This window comes from Paenibacillus pasadenensis (genome assembly GCF_002864175.1).
In the GTDB taxonomy this organism is placed as follows: Bacteria; Bacillota; Bacilli; order Paenibacillales; family Paenibacillaceae; genus Paenibacillus_O; species Paenibacillus_O pasadenensis.
In genome coordinates this window covers 2,086,722-2,112,127 of sequence record NZ_NFEZ01000004.1, presented here as the reverse complement: position 1 = coordinate 2,112,127, position 25,406 = coordinate 2,086,722, and the positions used below count along the sequence as shown (strand labels likewise).

The following is a 25,406-nucleotide window of genomic DNA, read 5'->3' as shown; positions in this document are numbered from 1 at the left end:
TCCTGTCTGTCATTGATGATCGGCGCCGATAGCCTCCTTGATCGAGCGATAGCCGTCCCGGCGCAGCAGCGCGCCGAGTCCAGCCGCGATGTCCTTAACGATGCCAGGACCGCGATAGATCATGGAGGTGTAGATCTCCACGAGCGACGCTCCGGCCTTGATCTTGGCGTACGCATCCTCCGCCGTGAAGATGCCCCCCGAGCCGACGATCGGCAGCCTGCCGCCGGTCATCCGGTAGAGCTCGGAGACGACCTCCGTCGAGCGCTCCCGCAGCGGCTTGCCGCTGAGGCCGCCGGCCTCGCTCCGGCTCGCATGGCCGAGCCCGTCGCGGCTCAGCGTCGTATTGGTGGCGATGATGCCGCTGACGCCGCTCGCCGCGATCGTCTCCGCCGTCAGCGCGAGCTGGTCGCCGGTCATGTCCGGGGCGATCTTGACGAGCACCGGCTTCGGCCGCGAGCCGGATCGGGACGCCTGGGAGGCGATCTCCGACGTGACCGCCGCGAGCAGCGTGCGCAGCTCGTCGCCGTGCTGCAGCGCGCGCAGATCCGGCGTATTGGGCGAGCTGATGTTGACGACGAACAGGTCGGCATGCTCATGCAGCTTGCGGATGCAGGTTATGTAGTCTTCGTGGGCAAGCTCGTTCGGCGTCGTCTTGTTCTTGCCGATATTGACCCAGACGGGCACCGTGCGCCGCCCCAGCGCCGCGAGCCGTCCGGCCATCGCGTCCGCCCCGTCGTTGTTGAAGCCCATCCGGTTGATCAGCGCCTCGTCGGAGGGGAGCCGGAACAGCCTCGGCAGCTCGTTGCCCGGCTGGGCGAGCGGCGTCACCGTGCCTACCTCCATGAAGCCGAATCCGATGCTGGAAAATCCGGCGACGGACTTCGCGTTCTTGTCCAGTCCGGCGGCGAGGCCGACCGGATGGCGGAAGTCCAGGCCGAACAGCTCCATGCGCAGCTCGGGCTGATCAGGCACGCCGTACAAGCTCTCCAGCATCGCGGCCATGCCCGGCACGCGCGATGCTTGATGCAGCCCGTCGATGACCAGATGATGGGCTTTTTCCGGGTCCATGCGGAAGAACACCGGCTTCAGAAAAGATTGATACAGCAACCCCTTCACTCCCGTTCCTACAGAAAATGCTCTGCCCTTCAGTTTATCGCGTTCCGCCTCAAAAGGAAAGAGCGGCTGCGAAAGCGAGCGCTTGCAGCCGGCAACTTCCGCTATCTCGGACAGGGGCTATTGCCCGTCCGGCGCGCAAGCGATTACAATAGGAAGACAGACGGCGGTGCCGGCTGATCGGAAAGGGGATGAACACGATGAGCGCTGCAAAACGGAAGCCTCCGGCGATGAAGCAGGTTCAAAAGGAGCAGCCGAACCGCAAGGCGATCGCGGTCTTTTCGGCTGTATTCGGCGTCGTCGCGGTCGCGATGATCGTGCTGCTGATCGTATATTCCTAAGCGCTCGGACGACGGGCTTACAGCCAGTCGTACCGCTTGCCCGGATTCTCCTCGAGAGCCGCGGGTTCGACCCGGTAGCGGCTCTTTTTCGGCTGTCCGGATTCCGGCTGCAGCCGCTCCAAGCCGCCCTCCTGAATCGTGACCGGAGTGCCGATCGGCACCAGGTCGTACAGCTCCTCCACATCGTCCCGCCCGAGCCGCACGCAGCCGAGGGACTCGTCCTTGCCGATCGAGTCCGGCTCGTCGGTTCCGTGGATCGCATAGCGCGTGTCGGACAGCGTCATGCCGCGGCTGCCGAAGCTGCCGGTCGAGCTTCCATTCGGATTGCGGACCTTCTCGCTGATCTCGAAGCGGCCGAGCGGCGTCCGCTCGCCCCCAAGCCCGGCCGCATAGACGCGCACCGCGACAGGGCCGCTGAAGACGGCGAGCCGGCGGGCCTTCGTATCGACGACGATGCGGAAGCTTTCTGCCATCGCCGCAGCCAGACGCCCGCGGCCGGCCGAAGCTCCGCCCGTCGCCTGTCCGGCCGCCGCCCCGCCAGGCGCCCCTCCGGCCGCTCCGGCGGCAGCGGGCTCGGCCGGCTGCTTCGCTTCCTTCAGCCAGCCGTCGAACCGCTCCTCCATGCCGTCTGCGCGGCCGGCGAGGATATTGTCCGGGTAAGGACGCAGCAGGTCCTCCAGGCGGGCCGGCCATTTGCCGTATCGCCGCTCGAAGCTCCGGATGCCGCTCACGACGGACCAGCGCTGCTCCTGCAGCGCCTTCTCGGAGCGGACGGCTTCGTCGGCTTCCGCCGACAGTCCGCTCTCGCAGCCGCATTCTTCCCGGCCGGCCGGCTCCCGCACGAGGTAGTCCCCGCCAGACGCGCGGCTGGCCAGCGCCGCTCCCGCCGCTTCCGATCGCCAGCGATAATGCGAGCCCGCCTCCGGCAGCGTCGCCGCGACCGCCCGATCCTCTCCACCGGCTCGCGACAAGGCGTCGACGGCGGCAGCCGCGCCCTCCGGAAAGCTCCGTCCGTCGACCCATACGATACCGATGCCGCTCCCCTCCCCGTCGCGCTGCGCCGGCTTGGAGACGGCAGCCGGCTGTCCGCCGGGCTTGTCGACCGTCGCCGGCAGCGCCGTTCCCGGCGCCCAGGACGCCGCCGGAAGCAGCGCCAGGCCGGCCGCGATCAGGATGGCTGCGCGCAGCGCCGTTCTGGCGACGCCCCCGCGCCGCGGCTCGTTCCAGCGGTCCAGCCAGTCCTCGGCGGCCAAATTTTCGAACGGATGAGGCTCGTTCTCATACGCCTCGTAGATCGGACCCGATCGCAGATAGCAGTAATTGGCCTTTCCTTCCTTGCCCAGCGAGGCGTAGGTCTTGCCCAGCAAAAACCAAGCCATCCGGTTCGATGGATTGGAGGCCAGATAGCGCTTGAGCTCCTCCAGCCGCTGCCGCGCGGCGGTCTCCCCTTCCTGCGGCCCGCCTCCGCTTCCGCCTCGTTCCTTGTCGTCCACCCGCATCCGCTCCTTCCGTGCGCCCTTCAAGAGGTACTATCGGCAATTCGACGCGCCGTCTCCATGAGGCCGCGGTCCCGAACCGCGAAAAAGCCTGCCCGGGTATCCGGGCAGGCGGCATGAGAGCGATGATTTACAGGTTGAACGGTTCGTCGGCGATCTTGATGGAGTCGGTCGGACAGCCGTCGCACGCGTCCTGCAGATCGTCGAACAGATCGTCCGGAATGATCTTCGTTCCCGTGTTGCCGTCGCCTTCGTAGATCGTCTCGGCGAGACCCTCGTCATCGTAATCGTAAATATCAGGGGCCGTCGCGCCGCATGCTCCGCATGCGATGCAGGTGTCTTTATCGACCCATGTATATTTGCCCATGGTGTTCCCTCCTCCAATAAATGAAGCCTGTGGCCCTTATAATCGGATAAGAGTATTCTTACCCGTTATCAGCCTGTCTGTACACATCAATTTATAACAAAATCCTCATCGATTTGCAAGGAGGTGCCGCGCAGCTTGCGGTTGCGGATGAGCGCCGACGGATCCTCTCCGAGCATGCCCGCCGTCAGCACGGCGCTCTCTCCGAACTTGTCGCGCAGCGCGTCCATCGCCTTGGTCAGCGCCTCCCGCCGAGGCTCCTGCTCGTATTCGAACAGATCGAGCTGCACCGCCGCGCTGTCCTTGGGCTGCAGGCTCTGGAGCGTAATGCCGAGCAGCCGCACCGGCTCCGGCCGCGGCCAATGCTCGTCGAACAGGCGGCAGGCTTCGCGATGGATGCTCGCCGCGTCCTCGAGCGGCTTGTCCAGCGTGCGGGAGCGCGTATAGGTCGTCATGTCCGGCAGCCGCACCGTAATCTGCACGCAGCCGGCGACGAAGCCCTTGCGGCGCATGCGGCGCGCTGTCTGGTCGGCGAGATTGAGCAGCACGCGGTGGATCTCCGGCCGGGCGGAGACGTTGGCGGGCAGCGTCGTCGTATGGCCGACCGACTTGCTCGCTTCCTTCGTCTCGCGCACAGGCGAGCGGTCGATGCCGTTCGCGGCCTCCTTCATATGCGGCCCGTACACGCCGAACTGCGACAGCAGCAGCGTCTCGTCCGCCGCCGCGAGCTGGCCGATCGTGCGGATGTTCAGCTTGCGCAGCTTGTCGGCCGTCTTGCGCCCGATGCCGAACAGCTGGTCGCACGGCTTGTCCCAGAGCAGCCGCGGCACGTCGCGGATGCGCAGCACCGTCAGGCCCGACGGCTTCTTCATGTCCGACGCCATCTTGGCGAGCAGCTTGTTCGGGCCGATGCCGACCGAGCACGGCAGCGACCACTCGAGCCGGATGCGGCGCTGGATCGTCTCCGCGATCTCGAGCGGGGACCCGAACAGCGACGAGCCGGTGATGTCCAGGTAGCATTCGTCGATCGACACCGTCTCCATGATCGGCGTATAGGAGGCGGCGATCTGCCGGAAGCCTTGGGAATAGCGCCGGTACAGGTCGAAGTCCGGCCGGATCAGCATCAGCTCGGGACAGAGCTGCAGTCCCTGGCGGACGGTCATGCCGGTGCGCACGCCTTTGGCGCGGGCCGGATACGAGCAGGTGACGATGATGCCTTTGCGCAGCTCCACGCTGCCCGCTACCGCCGTCGGCTTGCCGGCGTATTTTTCCGGCTCCTCGGCCTCGTGGACCGAGCAGTAGAAGGCGTTCATGTCCAGATGCAGGACGACCCGTCCCTTCCGCGCCTCCCGGCCCTCTTCCCGCTTCTCCATGAGAGCGCCTCCTTTTCCGCAGTCCTCGTCCTTGTACTAGAAGCATACCCCCGCCCTTCCCGAGGGTCAACCGCGAGGAAAAATTGCACTTTCTCTTCTATCCTGCGCAGCCGCGGTGTTATAATAAAGTAATCTTTCACCCAATACTTCTGCGCATGAATGCGGCAACACATCAAAGGGGGATTCGTTCGTCTATGAGCCAAGCCATCTCCATCTTCGACACGACCTTACGGGACGGCACCCAAGGCGAGGGCATCAGCCTCTCCGCCGACGACAAGCTCAAGATCGCCCTCAAGCTGGATGAGCTTGGGGTCCATTATATCGAAGGCGGCAACCCGGGCAGCAACAGCAAGGACATCGAGTTTTTCCAGCGCGTGCAGAAGCTAGGCCTGAACGCCAAGATCACCGCCTTCGGCAGCACGAGGCGCAAGCACAGCGTCGCCGAGCAGGACGCGAGCCTGCTGCGGATCGCGGAGTCCGGCGTGCAGGCGGCCACGCTCGTCGGCAAGTCCTGGGACTTCCACGTGCACACGGCGCTCGGCACGACGCTGGAGGAGAACCTGTCCATGATCTTCGACTCCATCGCCTTCCTCAAGCAGCGCGGCCTCGAGGCGATCTTTGACGCGGAGCATTTTTTCGACGGCTTCAAGCACAATCCCGACTATGCCCTCGCCGTCCTGCGGCGCGCGCGCGAGGCCGGCGCCGACTGGCTCGTCATGTGCGACACCAACGGCGGCACGATGCCCGGCGAGATCTCCGATATCGTGAGCCGCGTCCGCTCCGAGATCGACGCCCCGCTCGGCATCCATACGCATAACGACTGCGAGCTGGCCGTCGCCAACACGCTCGCGGCCGTCGCCGCCGGCGCGACCCAGGTGCAGGGCACGATCAACGGCTACGGCGAGCGCTGCGGCAACGCCAACCTGTGCTCGATCCTGCCGAGCCTCGAGCTCAAGCTCGGCTATTCGGCCATCGGCCGCGAGCGGCTGCGGCTGCTGACGCCTACGGCCCGCTACATCAGCGAGATCGCCAACGTCAGCATGCCGGTCGGCCAGCCGTATGTCGGCAACGCCGCCTTTGCCCACAAGGGCGGCATCCACGTCTCGGCCATCCTCAAGGATTCCAAGACGTACGAGCATATCGAGCCGGATCTCGTCGGCAACAAGCAGCGGATCCTCGTCTCCGAGCTAGCCGGCCAGAGCAACGTCATCTCCAAGGCGCAGGAGATGGGCCTCGACGTGACGAGCAACAACGACAATACGCGCGCGATCATGGAGCGGATCAAGGACCTCGAGCATCAGGGCTACCAGTTCGAGGCGGCCGACGCCAGCCTCGAGCTGCTGCTGCGCGACGCCTTCGGCGGCCTGGACGAGGTGTTCGCCGTCGAGTCGTTCAAGATCCTCCTCGAAAAGACCTCGCACGGCATGGTCACCGAAGCGATCGTCAAGCTGCGGGTCGGCCAGGAGTCCGTCTATACCGCCGCCGAGGGCAACGGCCCCGTCAACGCGCTCGACAACGCCTTGCGCAAGGCGCTGCTGCCGTTCTATCCGCGCATCAACGACATCCATCTCGCCGACTACAAGGTACGCGTGCTCGACGAGAAGGACGCGACGGCGGCCAAGGTGCGCGTGCTCATCGAGTCCAGCGACCTGTCCAGCAGCTGGAATACGGTCGGCGTATCCGGCAACGTCATCGAGGCGAGCTGGGAGGCTCTGCTCGACAGCATCCGCTATGCCTTGCTCGGCATGGCGCGCCTGGAGAGCGGCTCCGGCGACGATGCCCTGCGCATGCGGACCGGCGTCGTCAATCATTGATTCGATATGCCAAAAGGCAGCTCCCGACAAGGGGAGCTGCCTTTTTTGTGTCCGCGCCTGCGAGCCCCGAGGGGCCGTTCGATCGCACCGCCGCGCCGCCGAGCGGGAGCGTCTCGCCACGGTCCGATCCAGCGCCCGTTCCGACTGTCCGCCCGGCTGCCCGTCCGGCTGTCCCATTCGGCTGTCCGATTCGACTGTCCGTCCCGGCTGTCCAATCCGGCTGTCCAATCCGGCTGTCCAATCCGGCTGTCCGATTCACCCGTCCGTCCCGGCTGCCCGTCCGGCTTCAGGCGCCGGGCTGCCGCGGCTGCGCGAGCAGATCGTCCAGCTTCTGCTCCCACTGCTTTTTCGTGATGACGCCGGTAATGCGCTCCCTCACCTTGCCGTCCGTTCCGATCAGCAGCGAGGTCGGGAAGTTGCTGACCTTGTACGCCTTCGTAGCCACACCGTCCCGGTCCATCGGAATCGGGAACGTCAGCTTCTTCTCGTCGACGAAGGCGCGCGCGTCGCGCTCGCGGTCGTAGTCCGTCGAGTTGACGCCGTAAAAATCGATCCGGTCGCCGTACTTCTCGAACAGCTCCTGCAAATCCGGCGCTTCGGCGTCGCACGGGCCGCACCAGGAGGCCCAGAAATTGACCAGCACCGGCTTCTCGCGAGCGCCGCCGACCGCATAGGTCTTATCGTCCAGCCCGGGGAGAGAGAACGCGGGCGCATCGTAGCCTTCCTTGGGCTTGGCGTCTTGGCCGCCCGAGAACAATCCTGCGCCGAGCGGCATGTCCGCCCGGTCCATCCAGATCCAGCCTCCGGCCAGCACCGCGGCCAGCAGAATCAGCACGGTCATTCCCTTTTTCATGCTCTACCTTCCTTCGCTACTGCCGTCTTCCTGTCATCGACATGGTATCATGAATGAGGAGGCCGACTCAAGGCCGTCCCTTCCATGATCCCCCAAAGGAGCGCCCGCTATGAAAAATGCCGATTACCTGCTCTCGGCCTCGGCGTTCGGCCAGCTCGTCGCCCGCTGCCGTCAGGCAGCGCCGCAGGAGGCATGCGGCCTAGCCGCAGCTTCGGCCGACGACCCTTGCGGCATCGTCACCTGCATCTTGCCGCTCCGCAACTGCCATCCCGATCCGCTGCGCCACTACCGGCTCGATCCCGCCGAATGGATCGAAGCGCATTACCGCCTCGTCCGCTCCGGCCTCCGCCTGATCGCCGTTTATCACTCCCATCCTCGAGGACCTGCCGCCCCGTCGGAAGAAGACCGCCGCGCGGCGCTTTGGACCGGCTCCCCGCGCGCCGAAGAGCCCTTCGGACTCGCCGAAGGGCCTGGCATGTGGATCGTATCGCTGGAAAACGCCGCCGAACCGGAAATCGCCGCTTATGCCTCCGGACCGGAAGGCCTCCGGCGCTCAGTGCTGGCTCAAATAAGCGTATAGGTCGCCGAGCGTATGGATGTTGCGCGAGCGGATCCTCCCGAGGTACGTCCGCCATAGCCGCGACTGCATAAAGCAATCCTCCAGCGCGTGGTGGCGGCGCGTGATCGGGATGCGCTCCTCGGCCAGCAGCTCGTCGAGGCCGTATGATTCCCGTCCAGGCTGCAGCCACTTGGCGACCATCATCGTGTCGAGCACGCGATGGGTCAGATTGCATTTGTACGTCCTCCACAAGGCGGCGTTCAGGAACTGCTTGTCATGCCCGCTCCCATGCGCGATGAGCAGGCGCTTCCCGCAGAAGTCCATGAAATCATGCAGCACGTCGGCCAGTTCCGGCGCGTCCTCGCCCATTGCGCTCGTAATGCCGGTCAGCTCCGTGATATGGAGGGGAACTTTGCGCTTCGGGTTGACGAGGCTGTAGAACGTCTTGCCCTCGACCGGCTCCCCTCCCTTGAGCAGCACCGCGCCGAAGCTGATGATCTCGTCTCCGTTGTACGGATAGAAGCCCGTCGTCTCCAAGTCGAATACGACGGTCTCCAGATCGTCGAATGGCGTATCGAGCAGAGACTGCTTGCGCAGGTCGCGGTTGACCGAGCGCATAAAGGCCATCTGCTGCGCGTTCTGCGCTCCCAGCATGGACGCGAGGGCCGGCGTGACGCCTCCCATCTTGTACAGCTGCCACATTCGGCTGACGCCTTTGCTTTCCTTCATGTTGACTCCTTTCCATCCGTCAGAGCCTGTTCATCGTATGCCGGTACACCCGCCGCTGCAGCTTCTTGCCGACCTTGAGGCCGCTTTTCAGCTCCTCCGCCATCTCCTTCGTCAGCTTGCGCGAGCTCAGCTTGCCGTTGGTCGTGAACCGGCCGTTCTCGATGCGCTCGGTCGTCATCATCCGCAGCCGCAGGAACAGGCGGAACGTCTGAATCCACTCCGCCGCCTCAGAGCGCTGCACGAGCCCCTGCTCCTCGAGCGCGCGGATTCTCTCCAGCGTGCCCGTCTCGCGCAGGTTGGCCTCGATCGCCAGCAGGCGGATGGCATTGACCATCGGGATGTAGGCGCCGTATTTGATGTCGAGGCTGCCCGCGTCTTCGCCGTACGGCTCCCGCAGGAGCTGGCCGAACACATTGAGCAGCACCTTGTGCTTCATCGTATTTTCCAGCATTCGCTTCACGATGACGGGCTGTTGGATGACGTCTCGATAAAAGTAGGCCATGAGCTCCTCGTGGAGCTCCGGAGCGCCGAACACGCAGCGGCTGTCCGCCACGATCAGCAAATAGCGCACCGGCTCCCACGCCGGCTCGTCGAACCAGCGCCCTAGCCGCTCCTGCCAGCTCGAAAGCGGGCGGCACCACTCCGAATTGCTGCTCAGCACATTGCCCTCGCAGAGCGGATAGCCCGCCCCGAGCAGCAGCTGGACGACCTGGTCCGACAGGGCGGCAAAATAGCGGCGGCTTTCTTCTCGGCCTTCGCCATCCGGCGAATCGCCATAAACGATGCCGCTGTCCTGATCGCTGAGCAATGTCTGTTCCCTGCGCCCGCCGCTCCCGAACAACAAATAGGCAAAAGGCGCGGGGGGAGTTCCCATCCCGAGCCGCGCCAATTCGCTTTGAGCGAGCTGAATGGCGCGACGAATCATAGCGTCGTGCGCGTCATTCAGCTCGGCATAGAATTGTTCTGTCTGTTGCTGAGGCAGCCGGGCGACCATCCGGTCGTGGACAAGCTCGCGAAGGCGATGCAGGCTGGCGGAATCTTCCGCGCGGGCGATTCCGTGAAGCAGCTGATGCCAACCCGGGTCTGTCATGCGGCGTCTCTCCCCTCTGGCCTGATCCAAGCTCTGGATGAAGTGTAGCAGATTCCGCTACGCTTGGATATTCTGGCCGGAAGGTTTTTTGAGCTGCTCCGGATAGCCGTAGTTGCCGTGCTCGCTCAGGTCGAGGCCGGCGATCTCCTGCTCCTCCGTGACGCGCAGGCCCATGATGGCCTTCATGATGCCGAGCAGGATGAAGCTCGCGGCGAGGACGAACACGCCGCAGATGACGACGCTCTCGAACTGGACCCACAGCTGATGCCAGCTGCCGGTATCGATCAGGCCGCCTTGGCCGACGCCGACTTTGGTGGCGAGCTCTTCCGTGGCGAAGATGCCGTTGGCGAGCGTGCCCCAGATGCCGGCCGCGCCGTGCACGGAGAGGGCGAAGATCGGATCGTCGATTTTCATTTTTTCGAAGAAGCGGACGCTGTAGAAGACGAGGATGCCGGCGACCAAGCCGATGACGACTGCCGCCCATGGATCGACGAAGGCGCAGGAGGCTGTGATGGCGACGAGGCCGGCGAGCGCGCCGTTCAGCGTCGTGCCGATGTCCGCCTTGCCCAGCACCGCCCAGGAGATGAGGAGCGCCGCGACTGCGCCGCCGGCTGCGCCCAGCTGGGTGTTGAAGGCGACGAAGCCGAAGAAGCCGTCGCCGATCGCGACCGTGGAGCCGGCGTTGAAGCCGAACCAGCCTACCCACAGGATGAGGACCGACAGCGCCGTGAACACTTGGTTGTGGCCGAGGATCTCATTGGCGGAGCCGTCCTTGTTGAACTTGCCGATGCGCGGCTTGAGCAGGATCGTGCCTGCCAGAGCGGCGAGGGCGCCGGTCAAGTGGACGACCGTAGAGCCTGCGAAGTCTTGCGCGCCGTCTTGGGCGAGGAAGCCCCCGCCCCAGATCCAGTGCGCGACGACCGGATAGATGAGAGCCGTGAACAGAATCGTGAAGATCAAGTATACGGACAGCTTGGCGCGTTCCGCGAAGCCGCCCCATGCGATCGACAGCGATACCGCCGCGAAAGCGAGCTGGAACAGGAAGAAGACCGTAGTAGGAAGGCCGTTGTCGACCGACGTCTTGGCCGGATCGAAGAAGAAGTCTCCCCATCCGAAGAAGTCGTTGCCGGAGCCTCCGAAGGCGATGCCGTAGCCGAGCGCCCAGTAGACCAGCGAGCAAAGGCCGACCGTGAAGATCGTCTTGCCGGCGACGTGCCCGGCGTTCTTCATGCGGGTCGAGCCCGTCTCCAGCAGGATGAATCCTCCTTGCATGAGCAGGACCAGAATCGCCGCCAGCATGACCCACAGGGCATTTAGACCCATGTTGAGCGTCGCTCCCGAAGGATCCTCTGCGAACGCCATCGCCGGGAAAAGCACCAGCAATGCGCTCATGGAAATCAGCATCTTTTTGACCACTACGACCACTCCCTAATGTAATGTTCTCTAACGTGTGATGAAAGACTTAATGCCATTATAGTCAGAAGTACCTGCTTTGACAATAACCTATTTTTCAGAAACGAAAAGAATATCAAACGTTCCCCTTTCATATCGTAACGAATGTTAAGTTTTCCCCCCACATTCAGCGAGAACGGACGATCCTCCCAGGCTATCCTTCGGTTTTGCCGCGAAACCAGGATGAAAAACCGATCCGTCAGAAGTCATGCGATGCATCCAGCCTTCATGTAAGCTTTCTCGACAATCCCGCTTTTCTCCCTCGCTGGACCGGCAACAGGAAACGGCTGGGTTTGACGGCATGAAGGCTTACCGATTATCATAGTTTTCATAGAGAAGCAAGGGTTTGATAAGGATGGTGGAGGAGAAATGGCTGAACAACTGCTCAAGATCGGTGAATTGTCCAAGCAGGCTGAGGTCAGCTCCAGAACGATCGACTACTACACGAAGCTAGGCTTGATCCAGCCCGAAGCCCGCAGCGAGGGCAATTATCGGCTCTATAGTCGTGAAACCTTGGAACGCCTCCAGCGTATAGAACAGTTGAAGAAAGAAAAATATACGTTGGACGAAATCAAGCAAGCCCTGGACAGCTGGACCAAGGTCTCATCCGTGTCCCAGGTCACGCAGCGACTCAGCGATCTCGAGCTGCATCTGACGCAGCTCGAGCGCGAGGTCAAGGAGCTTGAGCCCGTCATTCAGAATCTCAAGCCGAAGCAGGCCAACCAAGCCGTCAAGCGCCTCATCCCGCAGACCGCGGCATGCATCGAGGCGCTGATGCTGATTCTGAACAAGGGCAATTTCATGTAGCCAACGAAGAAAGATGGAGGGATTGCCTTGTTTTTTCATCCGATGGACTTCCTGATCCTGATCGCCTTCGCTCTGTCGATCTGGGCGCAGTTCAGAGTCAAGGGCACGTTCAACCGCTGGTCCGAGGTGCAGGCGATGAGCGGCCTGACGGGCTACGAGGCCGCGCGCCGCTTGCTTGACGCGAACGGACTGTACGACGTGCCGATCGAGCCGGTTCCGGGCCGCCTGAGCGACCACTACGATCCGATCCACCGCGTCGTCCGCTTGTCGGAGCCGGTCTACTACGAGAGCTCCATATCGGCGATCTCGGTCGCCTGCCACGAGGTCGGCCACGCGATCCAGCATAAGGTGAGCTACCCGATGCTGACGCTGCGCCACCGGATCTTCCCGGTCGTCAACTTCGCTTCCGGCATCGCGCCGTTCCTGCTGATCGGCGGCTTCCTGTTCCAGGCGACCGGCCTGATCGGCATCGGCATCATCTTCTTCTCGGTCGCCGTCGCGTTCCAGCTCATCACGCTGCCGGTCGAGTTCAACGCCAGCAGCCGCGCCCGCGAGCTGATGGTATCCGAGGGCTTCATCTCCAACGAGGAAGAGCGCGGCGTATCCAAAGTGCTCAACGCCGCCGCCTTGACCTACGTCGCGGCCGCCCTCATCTCTCTGCTGGAGCTGGTCAAGTACATCATGATCTTCTTCAGCAACCGCGAATAACACGCAAACGAAAAGCCCCTTCCGTCTCCAGACGGAAGGGGCTTTTCGTTTGGCGGAGCAGGACTCGCTCTTATGCGAGGCCAGCTCCTGCAACGCCCCACGCGGCTGATCAGCGCCGCATGGGGGGCATGGCTAGGGTTGCCGCAACCCCCGCCTCAACGCTGGCGGGCCCGGCGGTAGCGCTCCTTGTTGTCCATCGCGGCGTAGATCAGATAGCCGCCGATGAGGCCGCCCAGATGGGCATACCAGTTGATGTTGGAATAGAACAGCAGCGACACGACGCCCAGGATCAGAATCATGTAGACCGTCTTGACCGAGCTCTCGTCCATCATGCCCTTGCGGTGCAGCGCCATGAACAGATAGGCGCCGTAAACGCCGTAAATGGCGCCTGACGCGCCGAGAGACGACTGGACTCCGGTAATCGCGACCGCGGACAGCACGTTCCCGGCGATGCCGCTCAGCACGTACAGCAGCGTGTAGCGCCAGGCGCCGATAAGCCGCTCCAGCGGCGGAGCGAAAACGAGCAAGGCGAACAGGTTGAAGAACAGATGCTGCAGGCTGCCGTGCACGAAAATCGAGGTGATGTACCTCCACGGCTCCTGGAGGCCGAAGGCATTGTCGGCATAGCCGGGCTGATCCTGCCACTGGATGAACATCAGATCGTAGGTGAGGCGGTCGTTCGTCAGCAGCTGGCCGGCGAACAGGATCAGGTTCAGCGCGATCAGGATCGACGTGACGGGATACGACTTCAGGTATCCCCGAAAGCTTTCGTAGCGCAGGAAAATCATGAGGCTCTCCCCTTCTTTCCCGATTGGACAACCGGGTTGGCGAATGTTTATAATGAGAAGGCATTTCCTATTCCATTGTTGCAAATGAAGGAGGACATATCAGATGGCTCAAGAACGTCAAGCAAGCTTCAAGGGCAACCCGATCACGCTGGTCGGCCCGCAGCTTCAGGCAGGCGACAAAGCCCCTGCATTCACCCTCAACAAATCGCTCGTGGACACGGCCACGCTCGGCGATTATGCAGGCAAGATCAAGCTGATCAGCGTCGTGCCGAGCATCGACACCGGCGTTTGCGACGCCCAGACCCGCCGCTTCAACGAGGAAGCCGCGAAGCTCGGCGACAACGTGGCCGTGCTGACGGTGAGCGCGGATCTGCCTTTCGCCCAGGCGCGCTGGTGCGGCGCGGCGGGCATCGACAAAGTCGTCCTTCTTTCCGACTACAAGGGCAATGAGTTCGGCCAAGCCTACGGCGTCTACATCAAGGAGTTCGGCCTCGACATGCGTTCGATCTTCGTTCTCGACGCCGACGACACGATCCGTTATGTCGAGGTGCTCGGCGAGATGACCGAGCATCCGAATTACGAAGCCGCTGTCGAAGCGGTGCGCGCGCTGCTGTAGCGCCAGGAACAGAAAAGCGAGCAGGGACGATGTCCTTCGCTCGCTTTTTGCTTGTTCAGGAGGTCGTCTTGACGGCCGCCAGCTTTTTGTCCAGGGTGCGGTAAATATCGAGAATGACCCGGTAATTGGCGCCGAGATCCCCGAGGGAGCCCCGCGAAGCGGAGTAGATATCGACCGCGGATGTGACGGGTCCCGTACCGATGACCGAGACGGTGATGTCCATCGTCCGGCCTGTGACGGTCCGCTTCTCCAGTACGATCTCGCCGACCGACGGCACGTCATGCAGCACCTTGTAGCCCTGCATCTTCTTGAGCGTGCTTAGAACCTCGTCAAAAGCCTTGTCCTTGGAGAGCTTGTAGTAATGGGACTTGAGCAGCGGATCCTTCGCCTTATCCCCCGACTGCTCGAAGCTGCGCAGCAAACCGAAAAGCGTCCGTTTCAGCAAGGATGATTCCCCCTCCGACCTCTATGTATAAGGGTGTGGCTCGTATGTCGGCATCAGGCATGCCGTTTCAAAAAAAAGGCTCTGACAGCTGTCAGAGTCGTCTTGAACTCTAGAATTAAGTCCCGCGATGCCGTCCGGCTTGCTTGTTTCTGAACCCGCTCTCGCAGGTGGGTGTCCGCAGATCTGCCTTTGAGATCCTCCATGAAATGAAGGCGTGTCAGCCGCACATCGATGTTGAACTCCCGGGAAACAGCCATTGGTTCAAAACAATTTAAAGCCGTAACGAGCATCGCAGGATGTATAGCTATTATAAGCCTTGCGGCCGCAAAAGTAAAATTCGCCGCTTTATTTTTTGGCGCCCTCTCCAAGCTCCGTATCCACGACGTCGGCTTCTTCCGCGGCGAGCCGATTCTTCTCCTCCAGCTGGGACTGCACCTTCTGGTAGACGAGGTAGAAGTTCCAGAATGCGAAGTAAGCGATCAAGCTGCCCATGAAAAACGGGATCAGGAACGTGATCTTCGTGAAGCTGATATACAGGATGAACCCGGCCACGATCGCCGTGGAGAACGAGCGCAGCGGCCGCCCGATCGTGATGAGGATCGCATTTTTGAGCAGCTGGAACGTCTTCATGTGATAATGCACGACCATCGAGAAGAAATTGAACACCGAGATCGACAGCAGCAGCATCAGGCCGATGAAGATGTACGAGACGAGCTGCAGGCTCGGATTGTTCATATATACCCGGTAATCGACGATCATGATGGCGAATAGAAGCGCATACAAGATGCCGCCGACCATGCTCTGCACATAGTTTTCCTTGTAGGTCCGGAAAAAGGTCTTGAACAAAGGCACGTCCAGGTCGCCCATGACCCACTTGCGCGCGACGCCGAACATCGCGGACGTCGCCGGGAACAGCGTGAACGGGGCGACGACGAGCGCGAGGAACATCCAGCTGAAAAAGCTTGCCGCGACGTCGACATCTTCGATCCCCGTGGAAAGGAATGCGGTCAGCACCAAAAACGCAAACGGAAAGGAGCAGACGACCCACAGCAGATTGATGACCGCAAGCCTCATGATCCATTCGGAAAGGCGGTAGAAGCCGCCCATAATGCCTCTCATTTCCATGTCGTACTCATTCCCCCCAGCTGACTATTGCTTCTATTATACCGCGTATCGCAGCAGAAGCCCAACTATATCGAGACCGGGCATTCGTCCTGTCCGTACAACTGTCCCCCGCATACACTGACATCAGCTTCACCCAAATCAATCCATTTCATAGGAGGTGTCGATATGGGCGCAGCTTACGGAGGATTCGGTGGCGGCTTCGGCGGATACAGCACGGGAGCCATTCTGGTCCTGTTCATTCTTCTGGTCATCATCACACGTGCATTCTGGTACTGATCCGACGGATGCCGACCGAGACCGGACTACGGGATTCCTGCCAGGCAGGATAAGCTCGGTCCGGAAGGCGACTCCGCTGAATCGGGGCTAGGCATGAAACGGCGATGCACCTTCTTCTTTGCAAACGAAAAGCCGGGATGGCCGCATATGCGGTTGTCCCGGCTTTTCGTCTAGACGCATCGTGCAGGATTATTGGTTGACGAAGTCGTCCGAGGAGAACTTGGGACGACGGTCGCCGCCGCCGCTGTTGCCGCGGTTCTCTCCGCGGCTTTCGTAGCTGCGGCCGCCCTCGCCTCTCGGCTTGTAGCCGTCACGGCTGCCGCCGCGATTGCCGCCGTAGCTGCTGCTGCCGCTGCCGTATCCGCTGCGTCCACGAGGAGCGCTGCCGCTGCCTCCAGTACCGCCGCCAGTACCGCCGCCAGTGCCGCCGCGATTGCCGCCGTAGCCGCTGCCCGTAAAGCGGCGACCGCTCGAACGTACATCCGGACGGCGCTTTTTGGCGCGGATCGGATCTTCCGGCGTCAGCTCGATGCTGACGTCCTTCTTCTCGCCGGTGATCAGCTTGATCGCCGAAGCGAGCACATTGACGGAGTCGTACTGCTCCAGCAGCTGGATGGCGATGCCCTTGTACTCTTGGAAGCTGTCCGTCTGCACGATCTCGATGATGCGCTCCGCCGTGATGCGCTGCTTGCCCTCGATCGCCTCCGCGATGGACGGAACCGGCTTCTTGGAGATGCGCTGGCGCGTCACCTTCTCGATGAAGTGCAGGTGATCCGTCTCGCGCGGCGTCACGAAGCTCCATGCCGTGCCTTCCTTGCCGGCGCGGCCCGTACGGCCGATGCGGTGGACATAGCTCTCCGGATCTTGCGGGAGGTCGAAGTTGATGACATGCGTCACGCCGGATACGTCGAGGCCGCGAGCCGCGACGTCCGTCGCGACGAGCACGTCGATGCTGCCGTCGCGGAACTTGCGCATGACGTTGTCGCGTTGGTTCTGGCTCAGGTCGCCATGCAGGCCGTCCGCGGAGTAGCCGCGCTTTTGCAGCGCTTCGCTCAGCTCGTCGACGCGGCGCTTCGTGCGGCCGAAGATGATCGCCAGCTCTGGGCTTTCCATATCGAGCAAGCGGCTCAGGGCGTCGAACTTCTGACGCTCGTGCACTTCGATGTAGGCCTGGTCGATCGTCGGAGCGGTAACCTGTTTAGGGATGACCGAGACATGCTCGGGATTTTTGAGGAACTGCTGGGCGAGACGCTGGATGTTCGGAGGCATCGTCGCCGAGAAGAGCATCGTCTGGCGCTGCTCCGGCACGAGGCTCAGAATGGACGTGATGTCCTCCATGAAGCCCATGTCGAGCATTTCGTCCGCCTCGTCAAGCACGACGTGCTGGACGTCGTCAAGCTTGATCGTCTTGCGGTTGATGTGGTCGAGCAGACGGCCCGGGGTGCCGATGATGATCTGCGGACGCTTCTTGAGCGCGCGGATCTGGCGGCCGATCTCTTGTCCGCCGTAGATCGGAAGGGAACGGATGCCCTTGAAGCGGGAAAGCTTGCCGATCTCCTCGGCGACCTGGATGGCCAGCTCGCGGGTAGGCGTCATGATGAGCGCAACGATGCGATCCTCGGTCGTCGGAATGTTGTTGATGAGGGGGATGCCGAAGGCTGCGGTCTTGCCTGTGCCCGTCTGGGCCTGGCCGATGAGATCGGTGCCTGCGAGGGCGATCGGGATGGCCTTATCTTGAATTGCCGTGGATTCCTCGAATCCCAGCTCCGTAATTGCCTGCAACACCTTAGCGTCGAGGCCAAATTCAGCAAATGTTTTCAAATCTTATTCAAACTCCTTCTCTTTGCGAAGCTCGCTTCAAAAATATCCTGTTAAGTATAGCACAAAGAACCTGGTGAATACCAGTCGCAGGCAAACAGCCATACTACGGGCGTATGCAAAGGGAACGGCCGCCCAGGGGACAAGCCTCCGGCGGCGGAAACGGAGGAAGCATGAAGCCTTACCAAGCATTGGCCTCCTGGCTGGCCGTTACGGCCGGCTCGATGCTCATCGCGGCCGCCTTCAATATCCTCCTGATTCCGGAGCAGCTGCTGAGCGGGGGCATCTCCGGCATCTCCATGATGATCGGCTACCTGACCGGCAGCAACATCGGCTGGCTGTACCTGGCGCTCAACGTTCCGGTGCTCGCCTGGGGCTGGTTCACGCTCGGCCGCCGCTTCGTCTTCTGGAGCAGCTACTCCGTCGTCGCCGCCAGCGCCTTCATGCAGCTCATCCCTGTCCAGCCGGTCGCGCAGGACATCCTGCTCGCCTCGGTATTCGGCGGGTTGCTGCTCGGATTCGGGACCGGCCTCTGCCTGCGCGCCGGAGGCTCGTCCGGCGGCTTCGACATCATCGCGTCGATCGTCAGCCGCAGCCGCGACCTCCCCGTCGGCATGATGATCTTCATCCTCAACGGCCTCGTCATCGGCATCCTCGTCGTCTTCACCGGCAACTGGGACATCGCGCTCTACTCGCTGATCTCCATCTTCACCGCCGGGAAAGTCGTCGACCTCGTCCATATCCGCCACCTCAAGGTGACGGCCTTCATCGTGACGCAGAAGACGGAGGAGCTGCTGAAGCAGATGCTCTCCCGTCCGCGCGGCGTGACGATCGTCAAGACGAGAGGCGCCTTCTCCTCCGAGGAGCGCGACATGCTGATGACGGTGACGACCCGCTACGAGCTCGACGAGCTGAAGCGGATGGTCCGGCGCCTCGATCCGAAGGCGTTCGTGAATATCGTGGAGACGGTCGGCGTCATGGGCGATTTCCGGCGCAACGGCTGACCGGAGGAAGAGGCGGAAGCGGATTTGTGGCCCCTTCCCTTTCTTCCTCCTCCGCATTGGAGTATACTGGAGCTATCCCGTAGTTCATTGTTTCATGCCCAGCGTTCTGCCCTGTTATCTGAATGAGAAAGGGTGATGCAAGGTGGAAGTGGAAACGGTCAAACTTTCGAGGATTGTGGAAAAGCTGGCGCCTGAGCTTCATTCCTTCCTTACGGCGCATGAGCTTGATCTCAAGATTGTCCTCCGGGACGGACTGTCCGTGCTGGAGCCGTCTGACGCGATGGAGATCGTGCAGCACAGCATTTGCGAATACCAGAAGCTGACGCTTCTGCATTGACCCTTCTCGATCCGAGAAGGCCGAGGGCCCGCCGCCAGGCGGGCCTTTTTTAGCTGAAATTTCTTGTGTCAGCTTGTCGGATCTTGTTTTATAATTTCATGAGAAGAGTACATAGGGAGAGAACAGAATGGAAATGGTGTATTCAACGATGCTGCTGATGATGCAGCTGATGTCGGGCGGGACCGGTCCGGAGTCGGACGCCTCTCATCAGATGATGGCGTCCTATGTGAACGCGGCCGCGGGCAAGCCGGTGATCGCGATGCCGGCCGCGGAGGTCAAGGCTCCGGACGCCGGCGGCGAGTTCGTCAAGAAGGATCCGCAGCCGGACGCGCCCGAGGTCAAAGGCATCTACGCGACGGCGCACAGCGCCGGCGGCGCGCGGCTGGAGAAGCTGCTCTCGCTGCTCGACCGGACGGAGCTCAACAGCATGGTCGTCGACATCAAGGACGACTACGGCTACATCACCTACCCGACCGACAATCCCGAGCTGCTGGAGATGGGCACGGCCAAGAAATACATCAAGGATCTCCCGGGCCTCATGAAGACGCTCGAGCAGCATAAAGTGTATCCGATCGCCCGTATCGTCGTCTTCAAGGATACGGTGCTCGCGGCGAAAAATCCGGAGCTGAGCTTCGTGCGCGGAGACGGCAGCGTCTGGAAGAACGGCAAGGGCGACAGCTTCGTCAACCCTTATTCCAAGGAAGTCTGGGACTACAACATCGCCGTCGCCAAGGAAGCGGTCAAGTTCGGCTTCAAGGAAATCCAGTTCGATTACGTGCGCTTTCCGGAAGGCTTCGAGAAAAAAGCCGACTCGCTCAAGTATGAGAAGACCGACATCAGCCGCGTCGACGCGGTCGCCGGATTCGTCAAGTACGCGCGGGAGCAGATGGCCGATCTCGGCGTCCGCGTCTCGGTCGACATCTTCGGCTACGCCGCCTCCGTCCCGGCTGCCGAGGGCATCGGCCAGGACTTCGTCAAAATCTCGAAATATGTCGACGTCATCAGTCCGATGGTCTACCCGAGCCACTATTCGACCGGCTGGTACGGCGCCAAGGCGCCGGATACGAAGCCGTACGACGTCATCAAGGGCTCGATGGTCGATACGCACAAGAAGCTCGATCCGATCGGCAGCTTCAAGCCGGTCATCCGCCCTTGGATTCAAGACTTCACGGCGAGCTGGCTCGGCAAGGGCAACTACATCAAGTACGGCAAGGCCGAGGTCGAGGCGCAGATCAAGGCGCTCCACGACACGGGCGTCAAGGAATACCTGCTCTGGAACGCGGGCAACAACTACACGGAAGCGAATTATAAGTAACGCCGGACTCATCCGCCTTTATTGCGAGCGGGAGGCGGCAGGGAAACCTGCCTCCTCCCGCTTTTTTTGCCGCGCCAAGCCAAAAAAAGCGGCCGCGGCGTCCATGGTGGACGCCGCGGCCGCTCGGCGCGCGAAGCGGATCAGCCTTCGATCAGATAGCCGCTGCCCGGCTCGGGCCGCTTCTTCTCGACGATGGCGATCGACTGAAGCTCGGGGGTATGCAGGAAATGGCGCTGCGCATGGCTTTCGACGTAGGAGAACGCCTTCTCGTCGCTCGCCGCGAGCACGATCAGATGCGCCTGCTTGCCTTCCGGCAGCTGCAGCTCGATTTTGTACAGGAACAAGGGGCTCGCCCTCCTCTGCGGCTTATTGGGACAGGCGAAGGGCCAGGTTGTACAGGTCCATGTTGAACGGCTTCTTGGTGTTGACGACCAGGTCGATGTCCGTCGCCGTCAGCTCGCCCTTGATGATGCCGCAGGACTTGGCCGACTCGCCCGCCATCAGCTGGCGCACGGCGAAGTCGCCGAGCTGGCTCGCCAGCACGCGGTCGTTGTGGGTCGGAGAGCCGCCGCGCTGGATGTGGCCCAGCACCGTGACGCGAGGGTCGATGCCGCAGCAGCTCGTGATATGGTCGGCGACGTCCTGGCCCTTGCCGGCGCCTTCAGCGACGATAATGATGCTGTGGCGCTTGCCGTGGCGGAAATTGTCCTGCATGCGGCGGGAGACTTCGTCCAGATCGTACGGCACCTCCGGCACGAGGATCGTCTCCGCTCCGCTCGCCAGGCCCGCGTACAGGGCGATGTCGCCGCAGTGGCGGCCCATGACCTCGACGATCGAGGAGCGCTCATGGGACGTCATCGTATCGCGCAGCTTGTTGATGGCGTCGACGACGATGCTCACCGCCGTGTCGAATCCGATCGTGAAGTCCGTGAACGGAATGTCGTTGTCGATCGTGCCCGGCAGGCCCATCGTCTTGATGCCGAGCTTGCTCAGCTTGTTGGCTCCTTGGTACGAGCCGTCGCCGCCGATGACGACGAGGCCGTCGATGCCGCGCTCGCGCAGCACCTCGGCGCCCTTTTGCTGGCCCTCGGGAGTCATGAACTCCTTGCAGCGGGCCGTCTGCAGGATCGTGCCGCCGCGCTGGATGATGTCGCCGACGCTGCGCAGGTCCATCGGACGCAGATCGTCGTTGATCAGTCCTTGATAGCCGCGCTGCACGCCGTATACGTCCAGGCCGTGATAAAGGGCGCTGCGCACGACAGCGCGCACCGCCGCGTTCATCCCCTGGGAATCTCCGCCGCTCGTAAGGACGGCAATGGATTTGACTGCTGACATAGTAGGTCCTCCAATGACGCATTAGTATAGGTGCAAAAAGAAAAGAAACCGGTTCGGAAGCGCGCTAGGCCCGGATCCGGCGGATCCAGACGCTGTTGAGCAGGAAGAACAGCCGGGCGAGCGGACTGCCCTTCATGAGCGCGCGGGACACCCGCTTCACGTCCTCCTGGCCGCCCACCTTGGGATCGGACAGATACAGAGCCAGCAGCCCCTCGACGATCAAGCGGTGGAAGCCGGGGTCGGGCAAGGCGAGCGCATCCGCTCGCGCCTGCTCGACGATGGCGCCGATGCGCGCCGCCGCCTCCTCGGTATCCCGATAATAGTTGCAGAAGTTGAGGTCCCCGCCGGCCAGGTCCTCCTCCTGATCGATCAAATAGTCGAGCAGAATGTGGAGGCCGCATATATGCGGGAAATAGCCGCCTCGCACGCGGGCGGCGCCCTCCGGCGTCAGGCCGGGATCCACGGCGGCCGTGAACAGCGCGAACATGCCGAGCGTCGAGCCCGTCGCGGCGGCGAACTCGTTCCAGCGAAGCTCGGGACTGAGCTGCCGATGCCGCTCCCGCCAGGCGAGCAGCTGCTCCTCGCGCAGGTCCTTGCGGATGTGCTTGTACACCTGCAGGTCGCCGTACAGCGAGACGAGCTGCGCGACCTCGGGCTGCGCGGCCGCATAGCCGGGCAGCCGGCGCACGGCTTGCTGGCAAGTCCGCACGAGATGATGCAGATAGCCGCCGTCATCCTGCTCGGCCCTCCGCGCGTAATAGTTCGTCAGCTCGGCGTCCGGGTCGATCGCGTCCAGCATCGAGCGATGCAGCAGGCGAAAGTCGTCCGGATCGAGCGAGGTGCTGCGGTCGCATAGATTGTCCAGGTAGTCGCTGATCGTCTGCAGCGCGACGATCAGCGGAATGAGCAGGCGGCGCTTGGACGGATCTAGGATCGCGTAGACGCAGCCGCCCTGGCAGTGGAACCGCTTGTCCCTCATGCTCGCGAGCGCCTGCGTCCGCAGCTCGGGATCGGGGATGAGCTCCGCCCGGCGGCGCAGGGCGGCCAGCTCTGCCGATACGCCGGGCAGCACATAGCGGTAGACGCGGTACATCAAGTTCATCGGCTTGGACGGAGCCTTGACGGCTCCGATCGTCCTGTCGTTCATTCGAGGCGCCCTCCTAGCGGTCGTCAGGAATGGCGCCGCGCTTCAATCTCCTGATTGACGCGGTACCAAATATGCAGGTCATTGATGCGGCTCGCCAGCTCGGCGATGTCGGAATTGAGGCGGCATGAGCGAGCGAAGTCCTCCTCCTCGTCCAGCTCCCGCTGCAGGAGGACGATCTGTCTCTCCAGAGCGAAAATGACGTCCGGAATGCGGCCGCGGATCAGCTCCCACTGCTCCACGATCCCCATCTGCTCCGCGGCGTCATATTGATCCCAATTCCGATCCAGGCGGGGCAAGTCGATGCCGAGCCTGGCGTCCGGTACGAAGAAACGGTCCCTCATGGTAAACCTCCATTGATACTTTACCATCCTGATGCCTTAAAATCCAGTGTCGAAGCGGAAAACGATCACCGCCGCGTGGGCCGCGAAAGGGGGATCGAGCCGGGATTCCGGTCCCGAGCGGGGAGACAAAACGCATAGACGAATCAAGCGCCAGCCGCCGGTCCGCTTGACGGATGCCGCCGCTGGCGGCCGGAGGCCGCTCGGCAAAAAAAATAAGGCCCCTCGAAAGGGGCCTTATCTTGCTCTATAATAAGCGAATCCGACGAAGCGGATCTTACAGCTTGACTACGTTCGCAGCTTGAGGACCGCGGTTGCCGTCCGTGATGTCGAATTCAACTTCTTGGCCTTCGTCGAGGGACTTGAAGCCTTCTGCTTGGATCGCAGAGAAGTGAACGAATACGTCTTCGCCGTTCTCAACCTGGATGAAGCCGTAGCCTTTTTCTGCGTTGAACCACTTAACTGTTCCTTTCAAATGAACAACCTCCTAAAATGACGCTGCTTGAAGCAGCGAATAAGCCCATTATACACTCGCCACTCCCTGATTGCAATGAGGTCGAGACGGCTATAGCCGTTCTTTACCGGACGATTTCGAGAAAATGGGTCGACTGCGGCAGAAAAGGCAGCCTCGAGGGCTTCAGATCCGGCCGTCCGCCGGCCGCGCGGATCTCGTCGAGCAGCCGCTCCAGCTCCGGATAAGGCTCGGCGGCCAGCGACAGCAGCGGGTAGATCCGCACCGTGCCGCCTGGCCGGCAGACGCGCATCAGCTCCAACGCCGCGTCGCGATGGAAGCGGTAGCCGAACTGCTCCGCATATAGAAATAGGAAATGGCTGCAGAAGACGAGGTCGAACTTCCCGTCCGGCGCAGGCAGAGTCGGCAGCATCGCCGCCAAATATCTTCCTTCCGCCTCCACCGAGGCTCGGTCGGCCAGACAGCGCTCCAGGGAAGCGATCCGCTCCGCATGATGGCGCTCCAGCGTGCCGTAGTAGCTCCAGTCGAATGTCTCCTTCAGCGCGTCCAGCTTGGCCGTGGACAGCTCGATCTCCTCCCGGGCCGACTGCGCCCAGCTGCCGAGCGGCTCGCCGAAGCGCGGATCGAAGGCATAAGCATCCGCTCCCGCCGCCCTCGCGCCGGCGCAGAACGAAGATGCTCCTGCGGCTACATCCGCGACGGCGATTCCATGGAACGCCTCCGGCTCGAGGCCGAACATCGCGGCGTACTCCGCGAAGCTTCGGCAGGTCATCGCCACGCCCGACTGCTCGTAGCGCTCCCGGCTGAACGATGGCGGATTTGATTCAGGCTCGCGGCCCCTGCTCATGAATGGGTTCATGCGTTCATCTCTCCTCTTCTCGTCTTCCCCGCCGCTCTCGCGGCGACGGCGGAGCATCCCTTTTTCGAAAAGGAGGGATGCATTTCCATGCTAATCCACCTCTTGTTTGCTTTGCAACGATTTTTAGCGCTATGATGAAGGGATAGCAAGTCCGACACATGAAGGGGGATTTATCGTCATGATCAAAAAACATCTGATCTACAAGACCGACAAATACAATATGCTGAACGTCGAGGTCCACGGCAAGACGATCATCGCAAGGGAGATTTCCGACCAATGGGGCGAGGAATGCCATACGTTCCTGAGCCGTCCGGAGCTGATGCATTGGGCGGAGAGCCGCTTCCGTCCGGAGAAGTTCGAAGGCCGCGAGGAAGAGCTGCAGACGATTCTGCAAAATTTGCGCGAGGTCTAAGAGCCGGCGGCAGGATTACTCCCCGCCCTTCACGAAGGTTACACGCATCCCCGGATCAATTCCCATAAAATGGAGGAGCCTTGCCCGGATGGACACCACCAATGCCGTCATCTTCATCATCGCCAGCTTCTGCCTGGCCGCGATCGTCCTCATGAACCGGTCGTCGCTGCCGGATCGAGTGCGCAAGCCGCTCGCGATCAGCGCGATCGCGCTCGTCTCGATCGCGTTCGTGCTCCTCGTCGCCTCCTTGTTCCGCATGGGAACATAAGGCAAGCCCCAGGCAGGCATACTAAAGGGTATTCTTGTTCCCGATGGAGGCCTGCCGAATGAAATGGTTGCCCGTGCTGCTGTCGCTGACCCTGCTGGGCGGAGCTCCGCCGCGCATCGCCGCCGGCGCGCCGCCCGCCGCCGCGCCCGCCC

Annotated in this window: 31 protein-coding genes and 1 other RNA gene; 13 read left to right on the top strand and 19 right to left on the bottom strand. The window is 62.1% G+C overall.

The window, feature by feature from the left end:
- Positions 1–9 precede the first annotated feature (9 nt).
- Complete coding sequence (locus B8V81_RS18560; protein ID WP_028599521.1) at positions 10–1,107, bottom strand: quinone-dependent dihydroorotate dehydrogenase; 1,098 nt, start codon at positions 1,105–1,107, stop codon at positions 10–12.
- Between the two features lie 206 nt (positions 1,108–1,313).
- On the opposite strand from B8V81_RS18560, the gene B8V81_RS25370 reads away from it, so the two are divergent.
- Positions 1,314–1,454, top strand: coding sequence for a hypothetical protein (locus tag B8V81_RS25370; protein ID WP_153783321.1), 141 nt, complete (start codon positions 1,314–1,316; stop codon positions 1,452–1,454).
- 17 nt (positions 1,455–1,471) lie between these two features.
- Here B8V81_RS25370 and B8V81_RS18555 read toward each other — a convergent pair whose 3' ends face one another.
- The 3 genes from B8V81_RS18555 to B8V81_RS18545 form a co-directional block, all read right to left on the bottom strand.
- On the bottom strand, positions 1,472–2,947 hold the full coding sequence (locus tag B8V81_RS18555; protein WP_180968487.1) for a L,D-transpeptidase: 1,476 nt from the start codon (positions 2,945–2,947) through the stop codon (positions 1,472–1,474).
- Between the two features lie 133 nt (positions 2,948–3,080).
- Complete coding sequence (locus tag B8V81_RS18550) at positions 3,081–3,317, bottom strand: ferredoxin (protein WP_028599520.1); 237 nt, start codon at positions 3,315–3,317, stop codon at positions 3,081–3,083.
- A gap of 86 nt (positions 3,318–3,403) precedes the next feature.
- A complete protein-coding gene (locus B8V81_RS18545) occupies positions 3,404–4,687 on the bottom strand; it encodes a DNA polymerase IV (RefSeq protein WP_028599519.1) in 1,284 nt (427 codons plus the stop codon).
- 194 nt (positions 4,688–4,881) lie between these two features.
- Here B8V81_RS18545 and cimA point away from each other — a divergent pair, with 194 nt between their 5' ends.
- Positions 4,882–6,501 carry a citramalate synthase gene (cimA, locus tag B8V81_RS18540; RefSeq protein ID WP_028599518.1) on the top strand — a complete coding sequence of 540 codons (1,620 nt, stop codon included), beginning with the start codon at positions 4,882–4,884 and terminating at the stop codon, positions 6,499–6,501.
- Positions 6,502–6,787: 286 nt separating this feature from the next.
- Here cimA and B8V81_RS18535 read toward each other — a convergent pair whose 3' ends face one another.
- Entirely contained in the window at positions 6,788–7,354 is a 567-nt protein-coding gene (locus B8V81_RS18535; protein ID WP_028599517.1) for a TlpA family protein disulfide reductase, read from the bottom strand.
- Positions 7,355–7,463: 109 nt separating this feature from the next.
- Here B8V81_RS18535 and B8V81_RS18530 point away from each other — a divergent pair, with 109 nt between their 5' ends.
- Complete coding sequence (locus B8V81_RS18530) at positions 7,464–7,934, top strand: M67 family metallopeptidase (RefSeq protein WP_043111526.1); 471 nt, start codon at positions 7,464–7,466, stop codon at positions 7,932–7,934.
- Here the strand turns inward: B8V81_RS18530 and B8V81_RS18525 are convergent.
- Together B8V81_RS18525 and B8V81_RS18520 are read right to left on the bottom strand one after the other, a co-directional pair.
- Complete coding sequence (locus B8V81_RS18525; RefSeq protein WP_028599516.1) at positions 7,908–8,642, bottom strand: exonuclease domain-containing protein; 735 nt, start codon at positions 8,640–8,642, stop codon at positions 7,908–7,910. The two genes, B8V81_RS18530 and B8V81_RS18525, sit on opposite strands and share 27 nt — an antisense overlap.
- A 19-nt stretch (positions 8,643–8,661) precedes the next feature.
- Entirely contained in the window at positions 8,662–9,636 is a 975-nt protein-coding gene (locus B8V81_RS18520) for a DUF294 nucleotidyltransferase-like domain-containing protein (protein ID WP_228551842.1), read from the bottom strand.
- Here B8V81_RS18520 and B8V81_RS25905 point away from each other — a divergent pair.
- Positions 9,538–9,780 (top strand): hypothetical protein, encoded by a 243-nt coding sequence (locus B8V81_RS25905; RefSeq protein WP_244912836.1) that lies wholly within the window; start codon positions 9,538–9,540, stop codon positions 9,778–9,780. The genes B8V81_RS18520 and B8V81_RS25905 overlap by 99 nt on opposite strands.
- Positions 9,781–9,789: 9 nt before the next feature.
- Here B8V81_RS25905 and B8V81_RS18515 read toward each other — a convergent pair whose 3' ends face one another.
- Positions 9,790–11,124, bottom strand: a complete 1,335-nt coding sequence (locus B8V81_RS18515; protein ID WP_373864127.1) for an ammonium transporter — start codon at positions 11,122–11,124, stop codon at positions 9,790–9,792.
- Positions 11,125–11,553: 429 nt separating this feature from the next.
- On the opposite strand from B8V81_RS18515, the gene B8V81_RS18510 reads away from it, so the two are divergent.
- Together B8V81_RS18510 and B8V81_RS18505 are read left to right on the top strand one after the other, a co-directional pair.
- Positions 11,554–11,991: a MerR family transcriptional regulator gene (locus B8V81_RS18510; RefSeq protein ID WP_028599513.1), complete on the top strand. Its 438-nt coding sequence runs from the start codon at positions 11,554–11,556 to the stop codon at positions 11,989–11,991.
- A 42-nt stretch (positions 11,992–12,033) separates the two neighbouring features.
- The gene (locus tag B8V81_RS18505) at positions 12,034–12,699 is read left to right on the top strand and encodes a zinc metallopeptidase (protein WP_101809458.1); all 666 of its coding nucleotides are present in this window, start codon (positions 12,034–12,036) and stop codon (positions 12,697–12,699) included.
- A 155-nt stretch (positions 12,700–12,854) separates the two neighbouring features.
- Here B8V81_RS18505 and B8V81_RS18500 read toward each other — a convergent pair whose 3' ends face one another.
- Positions 12,855–13,487 carry a rhomboid family intramembrane serine protease gene (locus tag B8V81_RS18500; RefSeq protein ID WP_028599511.1) on the bottom strand — a complete coding sequence of 211 codons (633 nt, stop codon included), beginning with the start codon at positions 13,485–13,487 and terminating at the stop codon, positions 12,855–12,857.
- Positions 13,488–13,590: 103 nt separating this feature from the next.
- On the opposite strand from B8V81_RS18500, the gene tpx reads away from it, so the two are divergent.
- Positions 13,591–14,103, top strand: a complete 513-nt coding sequence (tpx, locus tag B8V81_RS18495) for a thiol peroxidase (protein WP_043111525.1) — start codon at positions 13,591–13,593, stop codon at positions 14,101–14,103.
- A gap of 55 nt (positions 14,104–14,158) precedes the next feature.
- On the opposite strand, the gene B8V81_RS18490 is transcribed toward tpx, so the two are convergent.
- The 3 genes from B8V81_RS18490 to B8V81_RS18480 form a co-directional block, all read right to left on the bottom strand.
- Positions 14,159–14,548: a DUF1499 domain-containing protein gene (locus B8V81_RS18490; RefSeq protein ID WP_028599510.1), complete on the bottom strand. Its 390-nt coding sequence runs from the start codon at positions 14,546–14,548 to the stop codon at positions 14,159–14,161.
- Positions 14,549–14,663: 115 nt separating this feature from the next.
- Positions 14,664–14,849, bottom strand: a non-coding RNA gene (ssrS, locus tag B8V81_RS18485) — 6S RNA.
- A gap of 44 nt (positions 14,850–14,893) precedes the next feature.
- Positions 14,894–15,673, bottom strand: a complete 780-nt coding sequence (locus tag B8V81_RS18480; protein ID WP_028599509.1) for a YesL family protein — start codon at positions 15,671–15,673, stop codon at positions 14,894–14,896.
- Between the two features lie 165 nt (positions 15,674–15,838).
- On the opposite strand from B8V81_RS18480, the gene yjcZ reads away from it, so the two are divergent.
- Entirely contained in the window at positions 15,839–15,949 is a 111-nt protein-coding gene (gene yjcZ / locus B8V81_RS18475) for a sporulation protein YjcZ (protein WP_084137398.1), read from the top strand.
- A gap of 189 nt (positions 15,950–16,138) precedes the next feature.
- Here yjcZ and cshA read toward each other — a convergent pair whose 3' ends face one another.
- A complete protein-coding gene (gene cshA, locus B8V81_RS18470) occupies positions 16,139–17,770 on the bottom strand; it encodes a degradosome RNA helicase CshA (RefSeq protein ID WP_101808935.1) in 1,632 nt (543 codons plus the stop codon).
- A gap of 170 nt (positions 17,771–17,940) precedes the next feature.
- On the opposite strand from cshA, the gene B8V81_RS18465 reads away from it, so the two are divergent.
- The 3 genes from B8V81_RS18465 to B8V81_RS18455 all read left to right on the top strand — a co-directional run bounded on the left by B8V81_RS18465 (position 17,941) and on the right by B8V81_RS18455 (position 20,423).
- On the top strand, positions 17,941–18,771 hold the full coding sequence (locus B8V81_RS18465; protein ID WP_028599507.1) for a YitT family protein: 831 nt from the start codon (positions 17,941–17,943) through the stop codon (positions 18,769–18,771).
- A gap of 142 nt (positions 18,772–18,913) precedes the next feature.
- Positions 18,914–19,108 carry a hypothetical protein gene (locus tag B8V81_RS18460; RefSeq protein WP_028599506.1) on the top strand — a complete coding sequence of 65 codons (195 nt, stop codon included), beginning with the start codon at positions 18,914–18,916 and terminating at the stop codon, positions 19,106–19,108.
- A 127-nt stretch (positions 19,109–19,235) separates the two neighbouring features.
- Positions 19,236–20,423 (top strand): putative glycoside hydrolase, encoded by a 1,188-nt coding sequence (locus B8V81_RS18455; RefSeq protein WP_101808934.1) that lies wholly within the window; start codon positions 19,236–19,238, stop codon positions 20,421–20,423.
- 140 nt (positions 20,424–20,563) lie between these two features.
- On the opposite strand, the gene B8V81_RS18450 is transcribed toward B8V81_RS18455, so the two are convergent.
- The 6 genes from B8V81_RS18450 to B8V81_RS18425 all read right to left on the bottom strand — a co-directional run bounded on the left by B8V81_RS18450 (position 20,564) and on the right by B8V81_RS18425 (position 24,574).
- Positions 20,564–20,767, bottom strand: coding sequence for a DUF3906 family protein (locus B8V81_RS18450; RefSeq protein ID WP_028599504.1), 204 nt, complete (start codon positions 20,765–20,767; stop codon positions 20,564–20,566).
- 22 nt (positions 20,768–20,789) lie between these two features.
- A complete protein-coding gene (gene pfkA, locus B8V81_RS18445; protein WP_028599503.1) occupies positions 20,790–21,758 on the bottom strand; it encodes a 6-phosphofructokinase in 969 nt (322 codons plus the stop codon).
- Between the two features lie 64 nt (positions 21,759–21,822).
- Positions 21,823–22,905, bottom strand: a complete 1,083-nt coding sequence (locus B8V81_RS18440; protein WP_028599502.1) for a tetraprenyl-beta-curcumene synthase family protein — start codon at positions 22,903–22,905, stop codon at positions 21,823–21,825.
- A gap of 23 nt (positions 22,906–22,928) precedes the next feature.
- Positions 22,929–23,246, bottom strand: a complete 318-nt coding sequence (locus B8V81_RS18435) for a hypothetical protein (RefSeq protein WP_028599501.1) — start codon at positions 23,244–23,246, stop codon at positions 22,929–22,931.
- Between the two features lie 274 nt (positions 23,247–23,520).
- Complete coding sequence (locus tag B8V81_RS18430) at positions 23,521–23,718, bottom strand: cold shock domain-containing protein (RefSeq protein ID WP_028599500.1); 198 nt, start codon at positions 23,716–23,718, stop codon at positions 23,521–23,523.
- Positions 23,719–23,821: 103 nt separating this feature from the next.
- On the bottom strand, positions 23,822–24,574 hold the full coding sequence (locus B8V81_RS18425) for a class I SAM-dependent methyltransferase (protein WP_228551392.1): 753 nt from the start codon (positions 24,572–24,574) through the stop codon (positions 23,822–23,824).
- Positions 24,575–24,752: 178 nt separating this feature from the next.
- On the opposite strand from B8V81_RS18425, the gene B8V81_RS18420 reads away from it, so the two are divergent.
- Positions 24,753–24,986, top strand: coding sequence for a hypothetical protein (locus tag B8V81_RS18420; RefSeq protein ID WP_028599498.1), 234 nt, complete (start codon positions 24,753–24,755; stop codon positions 24,984–24,986).
- An 88-nt stretch (positions 24,987–25,074) separates the two neighbouring features.
- Positions 25,075–25,254 (top strand): hypothetical protein, encoded by a 180-nt coding sequence (locus B8V81_RS18415; RefSeq protein ID WP_028599497.1) that lies wholly within the window; start codon positions 25,075–25,077, stop codon positions 25,252–25,254.
- Positions 25,255–25,406 lie beyond the last annotated feature (152 nt).